This is a genomic window from Oleiphilus sp. HI0125 (genome assembly GCF_001635355.1).
Map to the genome: position 1 here is coordinate 48,500 of NZ_LWGF01000791.1, position 21,591 is coordinate 70,090.

Annotated in this window: 22 protein-coding genes and 2 tRNA genes; 16 read left to right on the top strand and 8 right to left on the bottom strand. The window is 45.3% G+C overall.

Going from position 1 to position 21,591, the window contains the following annotated elements; all coding sequences use genetic code 11:
- The first annotated feature begins 40 nt into the window (after positions 1-40).
- From upp to A3762_RS12570, 7 genes are all read left to right on the top strand, one after another.
- The gene (gene upp / locus A3762_RS12540; RefSeq protein WP_068755841.1) at positions 41-667 is read left to right on the top strand and encodes a uracil phosphoribosyltransferase; all 627 of its coding nucleotides are present in this window, start codon (positions 41-43) and stop codon (positions 665-667) included.
- Positions 668-707: 40 nt separating this feature from the next.
- Positions 708-1,949, top strand: coding sequence for a uracil-xanthine permease family protein (locus tag A3762_RS12545; RefSeq protein ID WP_068755843.1), 1,242 nt, complete (start codon positions 708-710; stop codon positions 1,947-1,949).
- 260 nt (positions 1,950-2,209) lie between these two features.
- Positions 2,210-3,013, top strand: coding sequence for a septum site-determining protein MinC (gene minC, locus A3762_RS12550; protein ID WP_082869091.1), 804 nt, complete (start codon positions 2,210-2,212; stop codon positions 3,011-3,013).
- An 87-nt stretch (positions 3,014-3,100) separates the two neighbouring features.
- Positions 3,101-3,919, top strand: a complete 819-nt coding sequence (gene minD, locus A3762_RS12555; protein ID WP_068481961.1) for a septum site-determining protein MinD — start codon at positions 3,101-3,103, stop codon at positions 3,917-3,919.
- Positions 3,916-4,164 carry a cell division topological specificity factor MinE gene (minE, locus tag A3762_RS12560; RefSeq protein ID WP_068481957.1) on the top strand — a complete coding sequence of 83 codons (249 nt, stop codon included), beginning with the start codon at positions 3,916-3,918 and terminating at the stop codon, positions 4,162-4,164. Before minD ends, minE begins: the two co-directional genes overlap by 4 nt.
- Positions 4,165-4,233: 69 nt before the next feature.
- Complete coding sequence (locus tag A3762_RS12565; protein ID WP_068474368.1) at positions 4,234-4,710, top strand: HPP family protein; 477 nt, start codon at positions 4,234-4,236, stop codon at positions 4,708-4,710.
- Positions 4,711-4,781: 71 nt separating this feature from the next.
- A complete protein-coding gene (locus A3762_RS12570) occupies positions 4,782-6,179 on the top strand; it encodes a PhoH family protein (RefSeq protein WP_068755845.1) in 1,398 nt (465 codons plus the stop codon).
- Between the two features lie 71 nt (positions 6,180-6,250).
- Here A3762_RS12570 and moeB read toward each other — a convergent pair whose 3' ends face one another.
- From moeB to hemA, 4 genes are read right to left on the bottom strand one after another with little or no spacing between them, the layout of a single operon-like run.
- Entirely contained in the window at positions 6,251-7,018 is a 768-nt protein-coding gene (gene moeB / locus A3762_RS12575) for a molybdopterin-synthase adenylyltransferase MoeB (RefSeq protein WP_231876498.1), read from the bottom strand.
- A complete protein-coding gene (gene prmC / locus A3762_RS12580) occupies positions 7,011-7,856 on the bottom strand; it encodes a peptide chain release factor N(5)-glutamine methyltransferase (protein ID WP_068481950.1) in 846 nt (281 codons plus the stop codon). Before prmC ends, moeB begins: the two co-directional genes overlap by 8 nt.
- The gene (gene prfA, locus A3762_RS12585; RefSeq protein WP_068755847.1) at positions 7,857-8,942 is read right to left on the bottom strand and encodes a peptide chain release factor 1; all 1,086 of its coding nucleotides are present in this window, start codon (positions 8,940-8,942) and stop codon (positions 7,857-7,859) included.
- Positions 8,943-8,985: 43 nt separating this feature from the next.
- On the bottom strand, positions 8,986-10,245 hold the full coding sequence (gene hemA / locus A3762_RS12590) for a glutamyl-tRNA reductase (protein WP_068755850.1): 1,260 nt from the start codon (positions 10,243-10,245) through the stop codon (positions 8,986-8,988).
- A 159-nt stretch (positions 10,246-10,404) separates the two neighbouring features.
- Between hemA and A3762_RS12595 the strand changes: the two genes are divergently transcribed.
- From A3762_RS12595 to A3762_RS12635, 9 genes are all read left to right on the top strand, one after another.
- Positions 10,405-12,225 (top strand): tetratricopeptide repeat protein, encoded by a 1,821-nt coding sequence (locus A3762_RS12595; RefSeq protein ID WP_197469235.1) that lies wholly within the window; start codon positions 10,405-10,407, stop codon positions 12,223-12,225.
- Between the two features lie 60 nt (positions 12,226-12,285).
- Entirely contained in the window at positions 12,286-12,834 is a 549-nt protein-coding gene (lolB, locus tag A3762_RS12600) for a lipoprotein insertase outer membrane protein LolB (protein WP_197469236.1), read from the top strand.
- Positions 12,819-13,703: a 4-(cytidine 5'-diphospho)-2-C-methyl-D-erythritol kinase gene (gene ispE, locus A3762_RS12605; protein WP_068755857.1), complete on the top strand. Its 885-nt coding sequence runs from the start codon at positions 12,819-12,821 to the stop codon at positions 13,701-13,703. The genes lolB and ispE overlap by 16 nt, the downstream gene beginning before the upstream one ends.
- A gap of 48 nt (positions 13,704-13,751) precedes the next feature.
- Positions 13,752-13,826 (top strand) — tRNA-Gln (locus tag A3762_RS12610).
- A 71-nt stretch (positions 13,827-13,897) separates the two neighbouring features.
- Complete coding sequence (locus tag A3762_RS12615) at positions 13,898-14,842, top strand: ribose-phosphate pyrophosphokinase (protein ID WP_068755859.1); 945 nt, start codon at positions 13,898-13,900, stop codon at positions 14,840-14,842.
- A gap of 147 nt (positions 14,843-14,989) precedes the next feature.
- On the top strand, positions 14,990-15,631 hold the full coding sequence (locus A3762_RS12620; protein WP_068755861.1) for a 50S ribosomal protein L25/general stress protein Ctc: 642 nt from the start codon (positions 14,990-14,992) through the stop codon (positions 15,629-15,631).
- Between the two features lie 53 nt (positions 15,632-15,684).
- The gene (gene pth / locus A3762_RS12625) at positions 15,685-16,275 is read left to right on the top strand and encodes an aminoacyl-tRNA hydrolase (RefSeq protein ID WP_068755863.1); all 591 of its coding nucleotides are present in this window, start codon (positions 15,685-15,687) and stop codon (positions 16,273-16,275) included.
- Positions 16,276-16,371: 96 nt separating this feature from the next.
- The gene (gene ychF, locus A3762_RS12630; RefSeq protein WP_068481088.1) at positions 16,372-17,466 is read left to right on the top strand and encodes a redox-regulated ATPase YchF; all 1,095 of its coding nucleotides are present in this window, start codon (positions 16,372-16,374) and stop codon (positions 17,464-17,466) included.
- A 123-nt stretch (positions 17,467-17,589) separates the two neighbouring features.
- Positions 17,590-17,666 (top strand) — tRNA-Met (locus tag A3762_RS12635).
- Positions 17,667-18,666: 1,000 nt separating this feature from the next.
- Here A3762_RS12635 and A3762_RS12640 read toward each other — a convergent pair.
- The 4 genes from A3762_RS12640 to A3762_RS12655 form a co-directional block, all read right to left on the bottom strand.
- Complete coding sequence (locus tag A3762_RS12640) at positions 18,667-19,857, bottom strand: lipopolysaccharide assembly protein LapB (protein WP_197469237.1); 1,191 nt, start codon at positions 19,855-19,857, stop codon at positions 18,667-18,669.
- Between the two features lie 94 nt (positions 19,858-19,951).
- Entirely contained in the window at positions 19,952-20,599 is a 648-nt protein-coding gene (locus tag A3762_RS12645) for an energy transducer TonB (protein WP_068755868.1), read from the bottom strand.
- Position 20,600: 1 nt separating this feature from the next.
- Positions 20,601-21,017, bottom strand: a complete 417-nt coding sequence (locus A3762_RS12650; RefSeq protein ID WP_369819766.1) for an ExbD/TolR family protein — start codon at positions 21,015-21,017, stop codon at positions 20,601-20,603.
- Between the two features lie 22 nt (positions 21,018-21,039).
- Positions 21,040-21,588, bottom strand: a complete 549-nt coding sequence (locus A3762_RS12655) for a MotA/TolQ/ExbB proton channel family protein (RefSeq protein ID WP_197469238.1) — start codon at positions 21,586-21,588, stop codon at positions 21,040-21,042.
- Positions 21,589-21,591 lie beyond the last annotated feature (3 nt).

A 21,591-nucleotide genomic window follows, 5' to 3' on the forward strand; every position in this document is an offset into this window, starting at 1 on the left:
TTTAAGCGCCTTTTTTTACGTATTAATCAAAGGAAGATGCATGAACGTCATCGAAATCAAACACCCACTCGTTCGTCACAAGTTAGGCTTACTTCGCGAAAAAGACATCTCCACTAAAAGCTTTCGCGCACTCAGTAAAGAAATCACAACCCTCCTCACCTACGAAGCAACCAAATCATTCCCTCTCGAACCGAAACAAATTGAATGCTGGTCGGGCATGACAACCGTTGAGCAAATCGAAGGAAAGAAAGTCACTGTCGTTCCAATCCTACGTGCAGGTATTGGTATGCTTGATGGTGTTTTTGAATTAATGCCTAACGCTAAGGTCAGCGTCGTTGGGCTATATCGAAATGAGGAAACACTCGAGCCGGTTACTTATTTTGAAAAGCTCGTCAAAGACATTGAAGATCGAACAGCGATGATCATAGACCCAATGCTTGCAACTGGCGGAACTCTGATTGCGACAATTGACCTTCTTAAAAAAGCAGGCTGTAAAAAAATCATTGGCTTGTTTTTAGTTGCCGCACCCGAGGGCATTGAAAAAGTTTTAGCTGCGCACCCCGACATGGAAATTTATACCGCCGCTGTCGACGAAAAGCTAAACGACAAAGGATATATATTACCCGGGCTTGGCGATGCAGGAGACAAGATCTTCGGGACCCAGTAGCAACAACTCACCCTAAACATAGCGAAAAGGAAGATTCACGATGTCAGATGAAAATGCATTCAGCCCAAAGACAGCGCTAATTGGCGCACAAATGCTGTTCGTCGCCTTCGGCGCCCTCGTTCTTGTCCCCTTACTTACAGGGTTAGATAGTAACGTTGCTCTATTTACTGCGGGTGTTGGCACGCTCATCTTTCAACTTATAACTAAGCGCAGCATTCCGATTTTCCTCGCTTCCAGCTTTGCCTTTATCGCCCCTATTATTTATGGCATCCAGACATGGGGCATAGCCTCAACGATGGGCGGACTAATGGCCGCAGGTTGCGTATATATTTTGCTCTCGGGCATTGTTGCTTGGCGCGGAACCGAGATCATCGAACGCGTCTTGCCGCCGATTGTTGTCGGCCCGGTTATCGTTGTAATTGGCTTAAGCCTTGCGCCAGTCGCTGTGAATATGGCACTAGGTAAAACGGGTGACGGTTCAGCAGAGCTAGTCAACCAGAGCACTGCCATTCTTATCTCAATGAGCGCATTGCTTGTTACTGCCATTGCATCTCTTCTAGGCAGCGGCATTATTCGCTTAATCCCTATACTTCTTGGAGTCTCTGTCGGCTATGTCGTCGCCCTGCTCTGTGGAATTGTTAGTTTTGACCCAATCAGCAACGCGGCTTGGTTTACGATTCCAAGTTTTACGCTCCCCGAATTCAATGCCAGCGCAATTCTATTTATGTTGCCCGTCGCCATTGCACCTGCGGTTGAACACATCGGAGATATGATGGCAATTAGCAGCGTTACTAAAAAAGACTTCCTAAAAAAACCTGGACTTCATAAAACCTTACTTGGCGATGGTGTAGCGACAACCGCAGCCGCAGTGGTTGGTGGACCGCCAAATACTACGTACTCAGAAGTGAGCGGCGCCGTCGCACTAACCAAAGCATTTAACCCAATCTACATGACCTGGGCCGCAGTGTTCGCAATTATCTTATCTTTTTGCGGCAAGCTCGGCGGCTTTCTTGCCACGATTCCAACCCCTGTGATGGGCGGCATTATGGTTCTACTATTTGGTGCCATTGCAACAATTGGCATAGGAACAATAGCCCGTTCAAATGCTGATTTACACGACCCTCGCAACCTAGCAATTATCTCAATCCCCTTAGTATTTGGAATTGGCGGAATGAACTTTGGCGGTGAAGGCTTCGTCGTTCAAGGGATAGGATTAGCAGCCATCTCGGGCATTCTTCTCAACCTTGTTCTACCGAAAACAAAACCAGAAACCGAGCAATAAAACCAGACCATCGCTCTGATCTCTCACAACCTATTAAATCGAAGCTGAGAGGTCAGTGGAAATCCTCGATAATTAATTCAACACATTACTAAAAAATCAGCTTTTAACATAAGCATGAGCTTCAGGCTCTATGGTATGATCGAAAGCATTAGAGGGCTGTCAGAATCTGTTTGTTGACTATTGCGAAACAGACCCAAAATAAGTAACTATTTAGTACATGCTCTGCAAACAAAAAAACAAAATAGAAAATTAGGGTAATCATGAGTTCGGACACAGGCACAACCATCGCTCCAGAAGCACACAAGTCAGCAGAAAACCCGCCTGTTCAGCCAAGCATCAAACTTAAAGCATCCTTAGCTCCAATGACTGCCTTAGAGCTCACCAGCTTTGAACCAAAGCAATTCAGCGAAGAACTCGCAGCGAAAGTCGCTCAAGCCCCTAGTTTTTTTGAAAACCTTCCTGTCGTGATTGGCCTAGAGAAGTATGAAGAACCAAGCCTCGACTTTGAGCGTCTCATCGAGATATGCCAAGCACACCAAGTGAAGGCAATCGCTGTAAGAGGCGCCAGCGCATCACTTCAAGACGTCGCGCGCAATCATGGCTTAGGAATATTAGCCAAACAAAAAGAACGTAACGCAGCGATCGATACAGACACTCCAGCAGCTAGCGAACCTGCGCCGCAGGAACCCAAAGCAGATGAGCCTGCAAAGGTCGAAATCAAAACTGAAACACAGATTAGTAAAATTGTCCATCATCCTATTCGATCAGGACAACAAGTTTACGCAGCAGATGGTGACTTGATCATTCTAGCCTCTGTAAGTGCCGGCGCAGAAATACTAGCCGACGGAAACATTCATGTTTACGGTACATTGCGCGGACGCGCGCTAGCTGGGGTTAAAGGCAATACCAAAGCACGCATCTTCTGCCAAAGCATGGCAGCAGAACTTGTCTCCGTCGCAGGGCAATACAAAATAAGCGAAGACATTCCAAGCTCAACCATAGGCAAGCCCTGCCAAGTATATTTGGACGAGCAAACTCTGAATTTTAAAAAACTAGAGCTCTAAAGAGCCCATTAAGCGCCGAATAAGAGCGCAAGAAGTAAAGAGGCTTAAGCCCAACTTCAAACAACATAGCAACATGGGAATAGAACATTGGCAAAAATAATTGTTATCACTTCAGGTAAAGGCGGCGTAGGTAAAACAACTAGCAGCGCGTCCATTTCCACAGGTCTTGCCCTGAAGGGACACAAAACCGTCGTTATCGATTTCGATGTAGGTCTTCGTAACCTAGATCTAATCATGAACTGTGAACGTCGTGTAGTGTATGACTTCGTAAACGTAATCAACGGCGAAGCGACGCTAAACCAGGCTCTTATCAAAGATAAGCATAATGAGAATCTTTACATTCTCCCCGCTTCTCAAACTCGCGATAAAGATGCACTCACTCAAGATGGCGTAGAAAAAGTTCTTAATGAACTTTCTGAGCGCTTCGATTTCATCATTTGTGATTCGCCTGCAGGCATTGAGCACGGCGCTCAAATGGCTCTCTATTTCGCAGATGAAGCCATTGTCGTAACGAACCCGGAAGTATCTTCGGTTCGCGACTCAGATCGAATTTTAGGTATCTTACAAAGCAAGTCTCGCCGCGCTGAAAATGGCGAGTCGGTAAAAGAGCACCTTCTTCTAACCCGCTACAACCCTAGCCGTGTTGAGAAAGGTGAAATGCTGAGCGTAGATGACGTTAAAGAGATTCTAGCCATCAAACTTCTTGGCGTTATTCCTGAATCACAATCCGTTCTTTCTTCTTCAAATTCAGGCGTTCCTGTTATCCATGATCAATCAACTGATGCAGGACAGGCCTACGATGATGCTGTAGAACGCTTACTTGGCGCCGAAAAGCCACAGCGTTTTATCACGAATGAAAAGAAAGGTTTCTTTAAGCGTATGTTTAAGGGGGCTGCAACAGCATGAGTTTTTTAGATTATTTTAAAAGCACCAAGAAGAACACCGCATCTATCGCGAAGGAACGCTTACAAATAATTGTTGCTCATGAACGTGGGCAGCGCGAGCAGCCCGATTACCTGCCAATGCTTCAAAAAGAAATTCTTGAGGTTATTCGCAAGTACGTATCTATCAATCAAGACCAAGTACAGGTCCAACTTGATAAAAATGATGACTGTTCGGTTCTTGAACTGAACGTCATGCTCCCAGAGTAAGATAATGAGTGCCAGTGGAAGGCACTTTCTCTGAGTCATAAGAAATACCGTATAAAGGCGAAAAGAATAATGTCAGTAAAATCGCTCACCGCAAAAGACATCATGACTCCCAACGTAAAGTCAGTACCGCAGTCTTGGACAATGGAACGGTTCAAGAAATTCCTAAGCGATAACGATATTATTGGTAGCCCTGTTGCGAACGATGAAGGCAAAATCATCGGCATTGCAACGCTCAAAGATATTGCAGAATTCCATTTCGATGGCTCGAGCTCTCCCTACGAAGCTGAAATGAGCGAAGAAGAGCAGCAAGAAGCTCGCCGTTTAAGAATGATGATTTTCGAAGGCCTTGCCAATATGCCTGTCGAAGTTAACGACATCATGACCCCTATCTTAGTGTCCGTACCTGAAGATACTCCCATTACAGAAGTATCAAAACTCATGATGAACGAACACCTTCATAGAGTATTTGTAAAACATGGTGATGACGTAAGCGGCATCATTACGACTTACGATTTACTCAAAGTTATTGTCGAACAACTCAACTAAGTTAATGATGCGCGCAAACAACTCGGAGGGCCGCGAAACCTAAATGCACATTCACTTCGAAGGAATTCAAGATGGTTATAAGTAACAAAAAAACCGATAGTAAAATTTATGTACTTGATACCAATGTTCTGCTCCACGAGCCTGAATCAATATTTAAATTCGAAGAACAAACTGTTTTTATCCCTCTTCGCGTCTTAGAAGAACTTGATAGCCACAAACGTGGCCAACGAGATACCGCCAGAAATGCGCGACAAGCACACCGCTATCTCGACGAACTCCTTTCACAAGCAGATATAGACCAGCTCCCTGAGGGGATTGCCCTAGACGGAGGCGGGAAGCTTATATTCCAAACCTTCGAAAAAGATAGACAAACGGTTGCTGATAACGAAATCATTGATGTCGCTAAACAGTTACGCGACGACTTTGAGAATACCGATACAAGCGTCGTTCTTGTCACGAAAGACATCAACATGCGCATCAAAGCTGTCGTCCGTGGAATCATCTCAGAAGATTATCGTAACGACCAAGTAGCAAGCATTGGTGATGAATCTCTATTCTCCGGCCAAATAGAAATCACTGAAGAGATGTGGGAAGCTGAAGGTGTTGAAATCCGAACCGAACGCGAGGACTCTCAAGATGTCGGCACCATCATTATCTATTACATAACAGCGCCTTGGGTCGGAAATTGGCCGATCAACACGCACATTTACTCAAACTCAAATAACCAACAAAACTTTCGCGGCATTCTTCGCGCCACCAATGGCAAAGAAGCTATGATCGAAATACTCCCTGATTTCGAGCAACATTATCATTGCTGGGGTATTCAAGCGCGTAACCAGGAGCAAAACTACGCGCTTTCTATTCTTACCGACCCCGAAATTGATTTTGTAACGATAGCTGGCGATGCAGGTACGGGTAAAACCTTGTTAACCCTCGCTGCAGCGCTACAACTTGTGTACGAAGATAAATTCTACGATGAGATCATTGTCACTCGCGCAACCGTTCCGATGGGAGAAGATATAGGCTTTTTACCAGGCGAAGAAGAAGCCAAAATCGAACCTTGGATGGGTGCAATTACGGACGCACTCGAAACCTTAGCGGCGAACCCAGAAGGCAATGAGTTTGAGCGAAAATCAGGGCTCGAGTTTCTTAAGAATCGCGTCAAAATAAAAAGCTCAAGCTTCATGCGAGGTAGAAGCTTCTCAGGAAAGTTCTTCCTAATTGATGAAGCCCAAAACCTGACCGCGGCGCAAATGCTTGGCCTCATCTCACGCGCAGGCCCAGGAACTAAAGTTGTCGCGATCGGCAACCTCAAGCAGATCGACACACCTTACCTCAGCGCCAATACAAGCGGATTTAGTTACGCGATCGACCGCATGAGAAATTGGGAGCACTACGCTCACATCACACTCACAAGCGTTGAACGATCTCGTCTAGCAGATTACGTCGCGAATAATTTTCATGATTAAGTAACTAGCATCACCCCATAACAAAAAAGCCGGAGCATTTAATCTCCGGCTTTTTTGTTATTCAATCGCAACTACGCACACTCGGGGCACTCAGGATCCTTGCGCAATTTCAAGGTACGCCAGTCTAAAGACAGAGCATCATAGATCAACAATTTCCCGGCACTGCGCTCACCATATCCAGACACCAGCTTTATAGCCTCCAAAGCCTGCATTGAGCCAATCACCCCAACTAGCGGCGCCATCACACCATTGGTTGAACAGTTAAGGTTTTCGTTACCTTGCTCATCATATAAGCATCGATAACAAGGCGAATCATCCTCTCTAGAATCATATATCGCCAACTGCCCTTCCATACGAATTGCAGCACCTGAAACTAGCGGAACCTTCGATTTCACGCAAAGGCGGTTTACTGAAAAGCGCGTCTCAAAGTTATCACTACAATCTAACACCACATCAAACTCAGAAAGCTTTTCCGCCCAATCAGACTCTACAAACCTTTGTTCTAATGCAATAACCTCGCAATGCTTATTCAATGCCTTGAGACTATCTTTCGCAGACACAACTTTTGACTGCCCTATGGCAGACTCACCATGCGCAATCTGACGCTGCAAGTTACTCAATTCAACGATATCGTCATCCACAATGGTAAGTCGCCCCGCGCCAGCGGCAGCCAGGTACAACGCCGCAGGAGACCCCAAGCCACCAGCCCCAATAATCAAGATACGCGCATTGCTTAAAGCTAACTGCCCTGCCACATCAAATCCCGGTAGCATTAACTGTCGGCTATACCGCAACAAAGCCTCATCATTCATTTTATTATCCATAGAAGCCTTATCCATAGAATCGTCCGATCGTGAACCGGTCGTTGCTACCGTAATCCTGCCGAGTTTCGATACTCTCGTAATCAAACTGACTCAAAATACGTCGAACATCATCTCCCTGATCATAACCATGCTCAAGTATCAGCCACGCACCGTTCTTAAGGTGAGATCTTGCTAATTTCGAAATAAGCTTTATATCAGACAAACCATGCTCTGCCGCAACAAGCGCTGACAAGGGTTCGTATCGCACATCACCTTGAGACAAATGGACGTCATTCTCGTCGATATAAGGTGGATTGCTCACGATCAAATCAAACTGAGCATCTTTATCGATCGGGTCAAACCATGAGCCTTGAACAAAATCGACGTTTCGAATTTGGTTTTTAGCTGCATTTGAGCGCGCTAAAAGAACCGCATCCGACTGTAGATCTGAACCTAGCACAGTCCAATTTCGCTGTTCACTTGCTAGAGCTAGTGCTATGGCGCCCGTACCCGTCCCTAGATCAAGTACACTCGCTGCCTCAACATCAGCAAATAAGTCTAACGCCGCTTCAACCAAGCATTCGGTATCAGGACGAGGAATGAGAGTACTTTCATTAACAATAAGATCGAGCGTCCAGAAACCTCGACTACCCGTCAGGTGTGCGACAGGCCGCCCCTTAAGACGCTCTTGCAATAAATGACGGTAGGTTTGAGATTGCTCTACGCTGAGGGACTTTTCGGGCCAAGTACGAAAATAACTTGGCTCTACCTGCAAGACATGCGCTAACAACAATTGGACATCAAGTTCAGGTGTTTCGCTTTGAATATCGGCACTCATTGCGAGTGCCTGCTCTATTGTTATCTGAGCACTCATTTATGCGTCATTCATGCTCGCAAGAAGCTCGGCTTGATGCTCATGCAACAAAGGATCGATCACAGTCCCGAGATCACCTTCCATCACCTCAGCAAGCTTATACAAGGTAAGATTGATGCGATGATCCGTGACACGCCCTTGCGGATAGTTATATGTTCGGATTCGCTCTGAACGATCTCCACTGCCTACCAAACTCTTGCGCTGAGACGATTGCTCAGCTGCAGCCGCCTCTTGTTCTGCACTCAATAACTTAGACGCAAGCAAGGTCATCGCCTTAGCTTTGTTTTTGTGCTGGGAACGTTCGTCCTGACACTCAACAACTACGCCTGTTGGCAAGTGAGTAATACGAATTGCAGAGTCAGTTTTGTTGACGTGCTGACCACCCGCACCCGATGCACGGAAAGTATCAATTCGAAGATCAGCCTTATTAATCTCAACATCATCAACAGATTCGATTTCAGGCATAACCGCAACCGTACATGCTGACGTATGAATACGACCTTGCGATTCAGTTTCAGGAACGCGCTGCACACGGTGCGCACCGGATTCAAACTTCAACGCGCCATAGACACCATCACCAATCACACGCGTAATGATTTCTTTGTAACCACCATGTTCACCAAGGCTTTCACTTACAACTTCAATCTTCCAACGCTTTTGCTCCGCATAACGAGAGTACATGCGAAACAAGTCACCTGAGAAAATCGCAGCTTCGTCACCGCCTGTACCGGCACGAATTTCCAAAAACACGTTATTGCCATCATTCGGGTCTTTCGGCAACAAGAGCATTTGTAACTCATCCGATAAGACCTCCATATTTTTCTCAGCTTCGCCTAACTCTTCTTGCGCCATTTCTCGCATCTCGGCATCACCGTCTTCCATCAACAATTTCGCCTCTTCAATGTCATCTTTCGCTTGGTTAAAGCGAGCAAAACACTGCACGACAGGCTCGATTTCTGAATATTCTTTGGAGTAGGCACGGAATTTATCTTGATCAGAAATCACTTCTGGGTCGCTCAACAACGCGCCCAACTCTTCATATCGCTCCGTAATTTCTTCAAGACGGAGTAGCAAAGACTCTTTCATATATATGTTTCACTAAAAATAAAGTACGAGAAGTGTAGCAGCGCTACTCTTCATCAAGTTTAAATAAATTCAATAACAACTGTGCCGTTTCAGCTTTCCCGGCTGCAGCATCATCACGAACAGAGACGGTCGGTTCGTGCAATAACTTTTGGGTGAGAGTTCGAGACAAACTCCTCACGACTTTCTCAGGGTCAGCTCCTTGCTGCAAAGCACTAACCGCCTTTTCTACTTCGTTTAGGCGGATATTTTCAGCATGCGCTCTGAATCGTCTTAAGCCGTCTCCCGCTTTTGAAATACGCAAATCACTCGTAAATCGGCGTACTCCAGCGTTAATAATCGACTCGGCATCGTCAGCAGCCCTTTCTCTCGAACGCTTATTCTCATCAATCACATTGGCAAGGTCATCAACCGTATATAAATACACATCCGCCAATTCACCCACTTGCGGTTCGATATCTCGAGGGACCGCGATATCTACCATGAAAAACGGCCGATGTTTCCTTAGCTTTAATGCACGCTCAACAGCGCCTTTACCTAGAACTGGCAGTGGACTCGCAGTAGAGGAAATAACAATGTCTACATCGACCAATAAATCAGGAATATCACCTATTAAAGCTGCTTGACCACCGACTTCATCTACCAAATCTTGCGCACGCGCCAAAGTACGATTCGCAATAGTTAAGTCTTTAATGCCAGCTTGACGTAAGTGTTTCGCTACAAGCTCAGTTGTTTTACCCGCTCCGACCAACAACGCTTTGCTCTGACTCAACTGACCAAATAACTGCTTTGCCAAAACCACTGAAGTCGCTGCAACAGATACTGCACTCTCGCCAATCGCCGTCTCTGTACGCACCTGTTTAGCCGTCGAGAAACTCGTTTCAAGGAGACGCCCCAACCGCCCAGTAACTGAGCCCGCCTCAAGCGCACTAGCATACGCAGATTTGAGCTGCCCTAAGATCTGCGGCTCACCCAAAACAAGTGACTCCAACCCTGCCGCCACACGCATAACGTGTCGCACTGCATCGTCGTTGCCATAACAGAAGCAATTTCGCTCAATAAGGTCGACATTAAGGCGGTGAAATTTCGCGAGCCAATCTGAAACATCACGTTTTCCATAACCGCCATCAACCGAACAATATATCTCCGTCCGGTTACACGTAGACAAAATAACGCCCTCGCTCACCTGATGCTGCGCGACGAAAGACGACAAGGCATCCATAAGCGCCAAAGGGTCGAAAGCAACTTTCTCCCTTAACTCTATTGGAGCTGTTTTATGATTTATGCCGAAGGCAAGGATGGACATTGATTACAGAATTTGAGAATTAAATCCCTATTTTACAAAGAGCGTGAGAAATATTCCATGCGAATTACACAATGTCTTATCGACAACATTGACAGTATTAAGCGGTATGTCATCATAACGGCGTTTATGCCTCATCTAGTAACGATAAAAGAGACACCTTTGAATTCATTTCGCTTCGCATTTGTTTTAAGCGCGCTCATCACTCTTAGTGGTTGTGCGAGCCTTCTCAACACACAAAACACAGCCCCGACTGACGCAGAGGTTAACTCCAATTCAGCAGAAGAAGACGGCACTTACCAAGACTTTTCTGTCGAACAAGACACGCTATATGATTTACTGGTTGCTGAAATCGCATCTCAGCGAAACCAGTTTGATATAACACTTGTGAATTATATTCATCAAGCACAAGTCACCCGAGACCCTGCTGTCATTTTACGCGCAATAAATGCCGCACAAATCGCCAAAGATGGTGAAGCAATTAAAGAGCTGGCAATGCTCTGGCTTGAAGAAGATGAAAACTCGATCGCCGCACACCAACTGCTTGGATATCAATACGCTCTCGACAAAGACTACACGCAAGCAATGTTTCACACCTCAGAGATTTTGCGTCTAGGAGGCAACACATCTGTTGAAGCACTTGCTATCAATTCAGCACAAGAAAGTGAAGAAGGAAAACAAGCACTTCTTACCCTGTATAAAGATTTATTTGAACAATACCCAGAGAGCTGGGAGGTGCAGTACAGCATTGCATTAGTTCAACGCAACTTGAAGCAATGCGATGAAGCGATTGCCAACCTAGACGCAGTGTTAAAAGTACAACCACGATTCCAACAAGCAGCTATCGTCAAAGCTAACTGTTTGAACGAGAGCGGAAAGAAACAAGAAGCGCTTGAATATTCAGCTGATGCGTTTGACGACTTTCCAGATAACAATGCAATTGGGAGACTATACGCAAGCCTCCTTATTGAGCGTGAGCAAACAGAAGATGCAGCAAACGTGTTTGCTCAACTTATAGAATATTACCCTGAGTCTCCAAGCTTAAAACTTTCGTACGCTCTTCTACTTTTAGAAATTAACAAACCAGAAGAAGCAATTGTCGTCTTCGAGCAATTGAAAAACTACCCTGCGCACAAAAACGACGCAAACTACTACCTTGGTCGATATTCAGAAGAACAGGAACAACTTGAAGAAGCACTTAACTACTTCAAAGCCGTCTCACCTGGAACACATTACAATTCGTCTGTTGAACGTCAGGCCTACATACTTACCAAGCTTGATCGCCAAGATGAAGCGATCGAACTACTTGCAAGCCTGCGCAAAGAACAGCCAAACAACGAAGTCAGATTATGGCTCATTGAATACAAGCTATTAAACACATTTGAACAACGTGACGCAGCATTAGAGAGCCTCGACAAAGGTATTGCTGATCATCCAAATGATGAACAACTCGTCTACGCACGAGCAATGCACTACGAAGGCGACGATCGGCTTGAAGAAATGGAAGCAGACCTGCGCCACCTCATCGACCAAAACCCAAATAATGCGATTGCCCTGAACGCCCTAGGTTATACCTTGGCTGATCGCACAGATCGACTCGAGGAAGCTGCGCAACTCATTGGCAAGGCGCTTGTGCTAAAACCAGATAATCCAGCCATCATGGATAGTATGGGCTGGGTCCTTTTCCGATTAGGAAAAGCCGAAGAAGCGCTACAGTTACTAGGTGCAGCGTACTTAAAATATCCAGACGGAGAAGTAGCAGCACACTTAGGCGAGGCACTTTGGTCACTCGACAAAAAAGACCAAGCAAGAACTGTTTGGAGCAACAGTTTGCGTCAACAACCAGATCATAAGGTATTAATAGAGACGCTACAGAGACTTGCACCCGAAATGCTTGAACCCAACACTGACTCTAAAGATAGCACTACAAACTCTGCTGAAGACCAACCAGAGCCTGAGTTAGAAACAAACTCAGAGTCTTAAAAGAAAATGCCTCAAACCATATCTCGCTGGACTCTCACGATAGTGTTCAGCTTATTACTGATGAGCTGTTCTAGTAGCTATAAAAGCTTCGAAAACGACGGCTCAAAAGAACTCCGCGCTAAGCTTTATCAAATTGAGACCTTTCAATTTAATGGCAAACTAGGCTTTCGCAATAGCGAGGAAGCTTTCAGCGTCGCCATCAACAACTGGCTTCAAGACGCTGACAAATACCAAATCGAATTAAGTTCTACATTCTTTGGATTAGGCGCCATCGAACTGAAAGGCACCGCCGCCTGGATTGAGGCTAACGAACCCGACCAAGAACCAGTTAGATCAGACTACCCTAACTACACAATCAAAGAGTTACTAGGCAGCCCCTTACCTATACAAAGAATTCGCTATTGGCTGCGCGGCATTCCAGCACCGCAATCTAAATCCCAAGAAACGCTCAACGAACAAGGCCTACTATCTACACTTGAACAAGATGGCTGGACAATACACCTAGATCGCTACCACGATGTATCGAACCTTCCCTTACCTGGCCGAATCAAAATCGAACAAAACGACACGCGTATTACACTGGTAGTTGCACAATGGTCCATTCTTTAAGCCTTCCAGCCCCCGCCAAGTTAAATCTGTTTCTACATATCAACGGGCGCAGACCAGACGGCTACCATGAACTTCAAACAGTTTTTCAACTTCTCGATTTTGGGGACGAACTTTATTTTGAACTGAACTCAAGCCAAGCTATTACGATCAAACCTGAGTTCAACGACATTCCTGTCGAAGACAATCTGATCTACCAAGCCGCAAAAATTTTGGAACCCTTCGCCACAAACTATAAAGGGGTCGACATTACATTAAACAAACGTCTCCCCATGGGCGGAGGTGTGGGTGGTGGCAGCTCTGATGCAGCGACGACATTAATTGCTCTAAATTACCTATGGCAATGCAATTTAAGTAACGAAGAACTTTGCGACTTAGGGATTCAATTAGGTGCCGATGTTCCAGTATTCGTAAACGGAAAAACATCATGGGCAGAAGGCATTGGCGAGCAATTATCGCCTATAAAAACACCAGATTGTTGGTATGTTGTACTAGCACCAGAAGCACACATTAGTACGGTAAAAATTTTTTCAAATGAAGTGTTGACAAGAGACACTCCAAAGATGAGAATAGCGCCCGCTTTAGAGGGACAGGCACTCAACGCGCTTAACAACGATTGCGAAGCACTAGTTAAGCAGCTCTACCCTACTGTTAATGAAGCAATTAATTGGTTGAGTAAATACGGACCAACGAAGCTAACAGGAACTGGAGCATGTTGTTTTTGTCGACTTTCAACTGAGACAGAAGCAAGACAGGTTTTGAAGGAGGCTGGCGCCAAATTCAAGGGCTTTATAGCCAAGGGAGTTTCACTCTCTCCTGCTCATCAAAAGCTAAATGAAGTTGAGACGTTCGCAAAGGATAACTCAAAGTAAAAGTTCAAAATTGAACTATATTGCAGACTTTATTTAGGTACAGATTACTGGGGTATCGCCAAGCGGTAAGGCAACGGGTTTTGATCCCGTCATGCGGAGGTTCGAATCCTCCTACCCCAGCCATTATTCAATACTCATATATAAGCCAAACATTGATCGCCACAAGCAGCTCTGAAACGAGGTAAGCTACCCACATGTCTAAAATGATGGTATTCACCGGCAACGCAAACCGTGATTTAGCACAGAAAGTTGTCGACAATTTACGCCTACCTCTTGGTAACGCTAAAGTCACTAAATTCAGCGACGGCGAAGTAGCTGTTGAGATTAACGAAAACGTTCGCGGTAAAGACGTTTTTATCATCCAACCAACCTGCAACCCAACCAACGACAACCTTATGGAACTCGTGGTCATGACCGACGCATTACGTCGCGCATCTGCAGGCCGTATTACAGCGGTTGTTCCCTACTTCGGCTATGCACGACAAGATCGTCGTGTGCGTTCAATGCGTGTACCGATTACAGCAAAAGTTGTGGCTGACATGATCACTGGCGCAGGCATCGACCGCGTATTGACTGTTGATCTGCACGCTGATCAGATTCAAGGCTTCTTTGATATTCCGGTAGACAACATTTACGCAACACCTATTCTGGTCGACGATATCATGACGCGCTTTAAAGAAGACTTTATCGTTGTCAGCCCAGACGTTGGCGGTGTTGTTCGCGCACGCGCAATGGCTAAGCGCGTTGGCGATGTAGATTTAGCAATTATTGACAAACGTCGCCCTCAAGCGAACGTTTCTCAAGTGATGCACATTATTGGCGATGTAAAAGGTAAAACATGCTTACTCATCGACGACATTGTTGATACAGCGGGCACGCTATGCAAAGCCGCCGAAGCATTGAAAGAGAATGGCGCAAAAGCAGTTTACGCTTACATTACCCACCCAGTTCTGTCGGGCCCAGCCATTAAAAACATCGAAAACAGCACATTGGACGAATTGATTGTCACAGACACCATCCCATTAAGTGACAACGCTGCAAAATGTGGTAAGATTCGCCCCCTTACGATTTCTGGCCTCATTGCTGAGTCGATTCGACGCATCAGCAATGAAGAGTCAATTAGCGCACTCTTCGATTAAACGAAGCAGCGCGTTAGAAAAATTTGCCTACTCCCTTCAGGGGCGTAGGCAAACTATCGAAAAGCACATAAGTGCTTTTTTTCGTTTTAAAATGCGTGTTATGAGTCTGGTCGCGGACTTGTTTCAACGCTTATTGAGGAATCAATAATGAGTGATTTATTTACTGTCGAAGCAGAACTTCGCGAAGACCAGGGGAAAGGTGCGAGCCGCCGCCTGCGTCGTCTAGAAGGCAAAGTACCTGCTATCCTATACGGCACAAAGTCGAAGAAACCAGTTTCTCTTTCTATCGCTGCGAATAAACTTCGCCGCGCACTAGAAGAAGAAGCGTTTTACTCTCACATCCTTACTATCGCTTTCGATGGTAAAGAAGAGAATGCAATTCTTAAAGATCTTCAACGCCACCCAGCAACGAATGAAGTAATGCACGCTGACTTCCAGCGCGTTACTAAAAACCAAGCTATCCACGTTAATGTACCACTTCACTTCACTAACGAAGAAGCATGTGTAGGCGTTAAACTTGGCGGCGGCAAGATCCAGCACCAAATGACTGAAGTTGAAGTTATCTGTCTTCCAGCAGATCTTCCTGAGTTCATCGAAGTTGACATGACTGAAGTTGAAGCGGACCAAATCGTTCACCTTTCAGACATCGATCTTCCTAAAGGTGTAACGATTGCGGCACTTCAGCAAGGTGAAGATCACGACCTTTCTGTTGCATCTGTACACAAGCCGAAAGGCTCTGCTGCTGACGAAGCAGAAGACGCTGCAGCTGAAGGCGAAGGTGACGAATAAGCCCCAACCGGAGCTTATTACGTTGGCACCAGCTAGGGAATGCACATTCAGCCATGACTCAACAGATCAAGCTGATTGTCGGTTTAGGTAACCCCGGAGCCGAATACGCAAATACCCGCCATAACGCGGGTGCCATCTTTGTAGAAGCGCTTGCACAACAAGCGCTTCAAACCCTCAAACCAGAGAAGAAATTCCACGGCCTTTACTGTAAAGTCAACTTCTCAGGAAAAGATATCCACCTCTTAGTCCCCACTACATTTATGAATCGCAGCGGCCAAGCCGTTCAAGCGATTGCTCAATTTTTTAAGATTCAGCCAGAAGAAATTCTTGTCGCACATGACGAGCTCGATATTCCAATGGGCACAATGAAACTTAAAAAAGGCGGCGGACACGGCGGCCAAAACGGACTTAGAGACATCATCGCCAAACTTGGCGGCAATAAAGAATTCTCACGACTAAGACTCGGCATCAGCCATCCAGGCCACGCAAGTAAAGTAACCGGCCACGTACTCGGAAAACTTGGTAAAAAAGAAACAGAAGAACTCACTGCAGTCATCGACGAAGCGAGTCGATATTTGCCAGAGATCATTTCTGGAGATACCGCTCGAGCAATGAATGCACTGCATAGCTTCAAAGCAAGTTAAACATCGTATCTTTGTCACCCAACAAGGTGACCACCCTCGCCCTTCTCTATATAATACGCCCAATTTTTTAAGACCAGACACACTAGGATTCAGACCATGGGTTTTAACTGCGGCATCGTAGGACTTCCAAACGTTGGCAAATCAACGCTATTCAATGCATTAACTAAAGCTGGTATCGGCGCAGAGAACTTCCCTTTCTGTACGATCGAGCCCAATGCAGGCGTAGTCGCCATGCCAGACCCAAGACTGGACAAACTATCAGCAATTGTCGAACCTGAAAAAACACTCGCAACGACAATGGAATTCGTCGACATTGCAGGACTTGTTGAAGGGGCCTCTAAAGGTGAAGGTCTTGGTAACCAATTCTTAGCCAATATTCGTGAAACAGACGCTATCGCGCACGTAGTACGCTGCTTTGAAGATGAGAACGTTGTGCACGTCTCAGCAAAAGTTAACCCCCAAGCTGACGTCGACGTCATTAACACAGAGCTTGCGCTTGCCGACCTAGATACCGTAGAAAAAGCGGTAAAGCGTTACACGCGTACAGCTAAAAGTGGCGACAAAGATGCTAAGAAAGCACTAGCGCTTTTAGAGAGCAAATTACTCCCTCACCTCAACGAAGGTCTGCCAGTTCGCGCATTAGGCTTAGATGAGGACGAACTTAAAACCATCAAAGAGCTATGTCTTCTAACGATCAAGCCAACCATGTACATCGCTAACGTAGATGAAGACGGTTTTGAGAACAATCCACACCTCGATGCCGTGCGCGAAATCGCTGAAAAAGAAAACGCTGTCGTTGTACCTATCTGCAATAAGTTAGAAGCTGAAATTTCAGAGCTAGAAGATGAAGAGCGTGATGAATTTCTTGCTGACTTAGGCATGGAAGAGCCAGGCCTTGATCGTGTTATTCGCGCAGGCTACGAACTACTAGGTTTACAAACCTATTTCACTGCAGGCAAAAAAGAAGTGCGTGCATGGACAATGAAAGCCGGTGACACTGCGCCAAAAGCAGCTGCCGTGATACATACAGATTTCGAAAAAGGCTTCATTAGAGCTGAAGTAGTAGCCTATGACGACTACATCGAATTCAACGGTGAAAACGGTGCAAAAGAAGCCGGAAAATGGCGCTTAGAAGGAAAAGATTACATCGTTCAAGATGGCGATGTAGTGCACTTCCGCTTCAACGTTTAGTCAAAAATTTAAGTAAGAAAAATAATGTATTTTTCTTACTTTTAGCTGTTGACATAATAAGGTAAAAGCAAGAAAATACGCGCCTTCTTGAGCAGGGCTACCACTAAGTCCTAAGACTCAAATGGCTACATAGCTCAGTTGGTTAGAGCACATCACTCATAATGATGGGGTCCCAGGTTCGAATCCCGGTGTAGCCACCAATTATTCCAAAGGCCTAGTTCACTGAACTAGGCCTTTTTTATTTCCCGTGCGGGAGTTTTGCGGGATCCTCGAATCCGAATTACCGTCAGCGACGGTGTCGAATGTATTGGTTCAAAAGCCATCTTCTCCACTGCATCCATGAGCTCCTGAATTTCAGGCACTGAGTAGTGCGTAGTGATATTGCCTCCGAGTTTAAAATGGCAATCCTCTCGCTCGCATTCTTCGTTATGTCGCCTGGAAGAATAAACACCGAGGTTTGCAACTCTGGTATTTCAAATTCCCAATCCCAGCGTAGCTGACAGACCTCTTGCTCCCTGCAGCCGACATTAACTTTCCACAAGCACATCTCACGAAGGTGTTCAAGCAGCCCATCAAAAAGCAGATTCTGCTCCTCCCAAGTTATTGGGTTTGGCTACCTGACATCCCTCCAACCTTGAAATATAAGTATGGGAGGTGACCCCAACCACGTTAAGCCTGCCACTTCCTGGCGGCAAGATTGGGTATCTGCCTAAAGAAAAACTTCGGCTCACAGTTGAAGATTTAACATCTTGCTTTCGCCGAGCTTCGACGAAAGATCTCAGATCTGACGCTGTTCAATGCCACCAATAAAAGGATTCAGCACTCTCAAATTCTGTACACCACACGCAATTTTTTATTATGCGCATGCTCATTCAGATAGTGCGCTGCGGCTTACCCGAACTGGTTCGCGCACCGCAACCAAATAAATCGATGCTCAGGTAACGAGAAAGTAGTAAATAGAACACAACTTGAATATTCGGGCTAACATAGAAAAGTCGAAGTGCTCAACGAACGAAAAAAAAGCTCTGATAAATTTATTCAGCTTTAGACATTTCGGCCAATTTGGTTTCGAGATATTCCATTACCCAAGGTGTGAAAGCAGGCCAGCCTGTTCTTATGGCTTGATTTGCTCGGTATATTTAAGTCGTAACGTCAGCAACAGCTATGCCTGTGCGTCAATTAGATAAATGATCTGATACGCTATAAGCTGTTTAGATAGCGATACCAGCGATTCACTAATACTTTGGCCTGTTCGTCTAGCGACACATCATCTTTTAATCTTCTGTATACCGCTAACGCCTGTTCATTTCGACCTAGTTTAAATAAAACATGCCCCAAAGATAAATTGAGGTAACGCTGCTGATCCTTGCTTGATCTCTTCAAACCGATTTGCAATGCTCTAGCTGCATTCTCGTAGTCTTCCATTTCAATATATGCATGGCTTAGCGCTTGAGCTGAGTTCGGCGTTGTTGCGGTCAATATCGCTTTCTCTAAATAAGGGATTGCCCTGTCTACTTGTTTCGCATCGAGGTGTGCTTTTGCGAGCAAGCTATAGTTCTCGGCCGTATACCAAAGTATGAAGTCTTTAAAACCTGCTTCAAGAACTTCCGCTGCTTTATGCGGATACCCTCTAGTGATAAGGCGATACGCCAAATCACTCAACTCTTGAGTCTCATTCAACAACTGGTTTTTGTAAGCATATTCGAGAGCTCCCAAAGCATTGTCTTCTTGCTCAAGTTCGTCGTATAGCCCTGTTAATTGTAATACGTATTTTTTCTTACCAGGATAAAGCGTGACTATTCTTTTTAGTAATTGAATACCTTTCCCATAATCTTTTTGAATCACATAGCTCGCTAGTAGCAACTGCAAATGATATTCGACAGGCGTTTCACTCTGAGCCACTGCCCGCTCAAAGCTTTTGACCGCTTCCTGATACTCTTTAGCCTGCATATAGGCATTACCTAAACGAATAAACACAGCAGCATTCAATTCATCTTTCTTTGCATGCTCCAACCAAGATTGTAGATAACGAATAGACAGCATTAATTGATCTTCAGAAAGATAAAGTTGAGACAAGTCATAACGCAACTTTTGCTGATTTTCATGAACCAGAGCGCTCATGTTATGAGCTAATTCCAGTAGCTCAATTGCCTTAGTATTTTCATTGCGACTGACATAAATATAACCCGCCGTTTTCAAGACGACGGCCGTTTCATAGGCGTTCTTCTGTACGCGAATGATCAATCGATTAAGTTTCTCAAACGCGCCATCAATATCGCCCTCATCAATACTACCTTGCACATCAACTAGTAAATTGTAGGTGCCTTTTGACACAAGGGATTTTTTACTAGCAGAACCTTCACTTCCGCCCGCAGCAACACTTGGAGGCATTTGAAAATCGGTCGCAAAACTTACATGCGACAACCCAGTCGAGATAATGAACGTGAGCACCAGAGATAAACTGCGATGCCGTAAAATGGATCGGTTAGAGCTGGAATACATACTTACGCTCAACAACACGCGTAGCTTGCGCTTGACCATTGACCAAAAGAGGCAGGTATTCCCATCGAGCTACCTCCTTCAACACGACACGATCAAAAATTCTTGGAGGGGAAGATTCAATGATTTCAACGTCAGTCACCTTGCCTTCTGCAGTTACTATATAATTAAATACCACCCATCCTTCTATTCGCCTTCGTTGAGCTTTAGGAGGATAAGTAAGTGTGCTTTCTCTCACTGCAACCAATTCTCGGCTATTTCCTAGACTTGTCGTTGCTTCATTGTTAATGCCTTCAAATGAAAGCTCTGCCAACGAAATAGGCGCCTCGATGGCAACTTCATCAGCGAACAATGGCATCTCAATCGATAGCTTTTGATTTGCAATATCAGGAAGCATTAGAGCGGGAGGTGCGATTTGCGGCTGCTCAGGAATCTCGTCTGCCAACTCTCGCTTTTCTTCCTCAGAGGGTTCTGAATCTGAATTGGTTTTAGCCCTCAAAAAATCTACAACTAGTAAGGTTTTGGAAGATGTAGGCTGGTGTATCGAAGGTTCAATCAATTTTGCCATCAACCAGAACAAGCATAGGCATACAGCCATGCCTAACGGCAAAAGCACAGCAATACGAGCGAGCATATTATTGGCTGCCTTTGGCGGCAGCGATCGCTATATTCTCGACGCCAGCCAGCTTAATCTGATCCATCACTTTAACAAGCAGCCCGGTCTGAGAGAATTCATCTGCTTGAATCACTACACCGCTTTCTGGGCTTTCAAATAATAAGCGCTCAACATTTCGACGCACCGCTCTCGGATCGACTTGGCGACGATTTATCCAAATCCGATTATCCTGTGTAATCGCCACCATGATTGAATTATTGTTCTGGATTTTGGTGGACTCAGCTTCTGGTCGATTTACTTCAACCCCCGCTTCTTTCACAAATGAAGTCGTAACGATAAAGAAGATTAACATGATAAATACGATATCCAACATGGGGGTCATATCGATTGCGTTTTCGTCTTCATTGTCACTGGAATTCAAATAAGGAAGCTTAATATTCATGCTCGTTTTAACTCTGTTAACTAACGCTTAATTGCGCCGTAAGTGCTTCGTGCCTTGATCTAGCGAGTTGATCAATCCTAGCTATTAATAGCAAACCAACAATTGCAACTGTCATTCCTGCCATCGTTGGAATCGTTGCCTTCGAAATACCTGCCGCCATAGAGCGAGCATTCCCTGTACCACTGTATGCCATTACGTCAAATACACTGATCATCCCCGTTACAGTGCCAAGCAAGCCCAACAGCGGACATATCATCACCAGCCCGCGCAAAATCCAGAGATGGAGCCTTAATTGATGTTTAAATCTAGCAAGCATCGCCTGCCTAACGCGATGCGCGATCAAGCTACCTTTGTCTTGTCGCGCTTGCCAGCGCGAGGTGATTTGGTCCCGCTCACTCTTATAAGATAGGGTTAGAAACCATAGCCTTTCGGCAGCTAAGACGATCATAATCATTGCCACAATCGAAATCAGCCAAAGAACTGGCCCACCCTGTTCGAATAGACTAGAAATGGGCTGTATAAATGACCACCGCAAGGCTTGCATAAAGAGCATTGTGAAATCCATGGA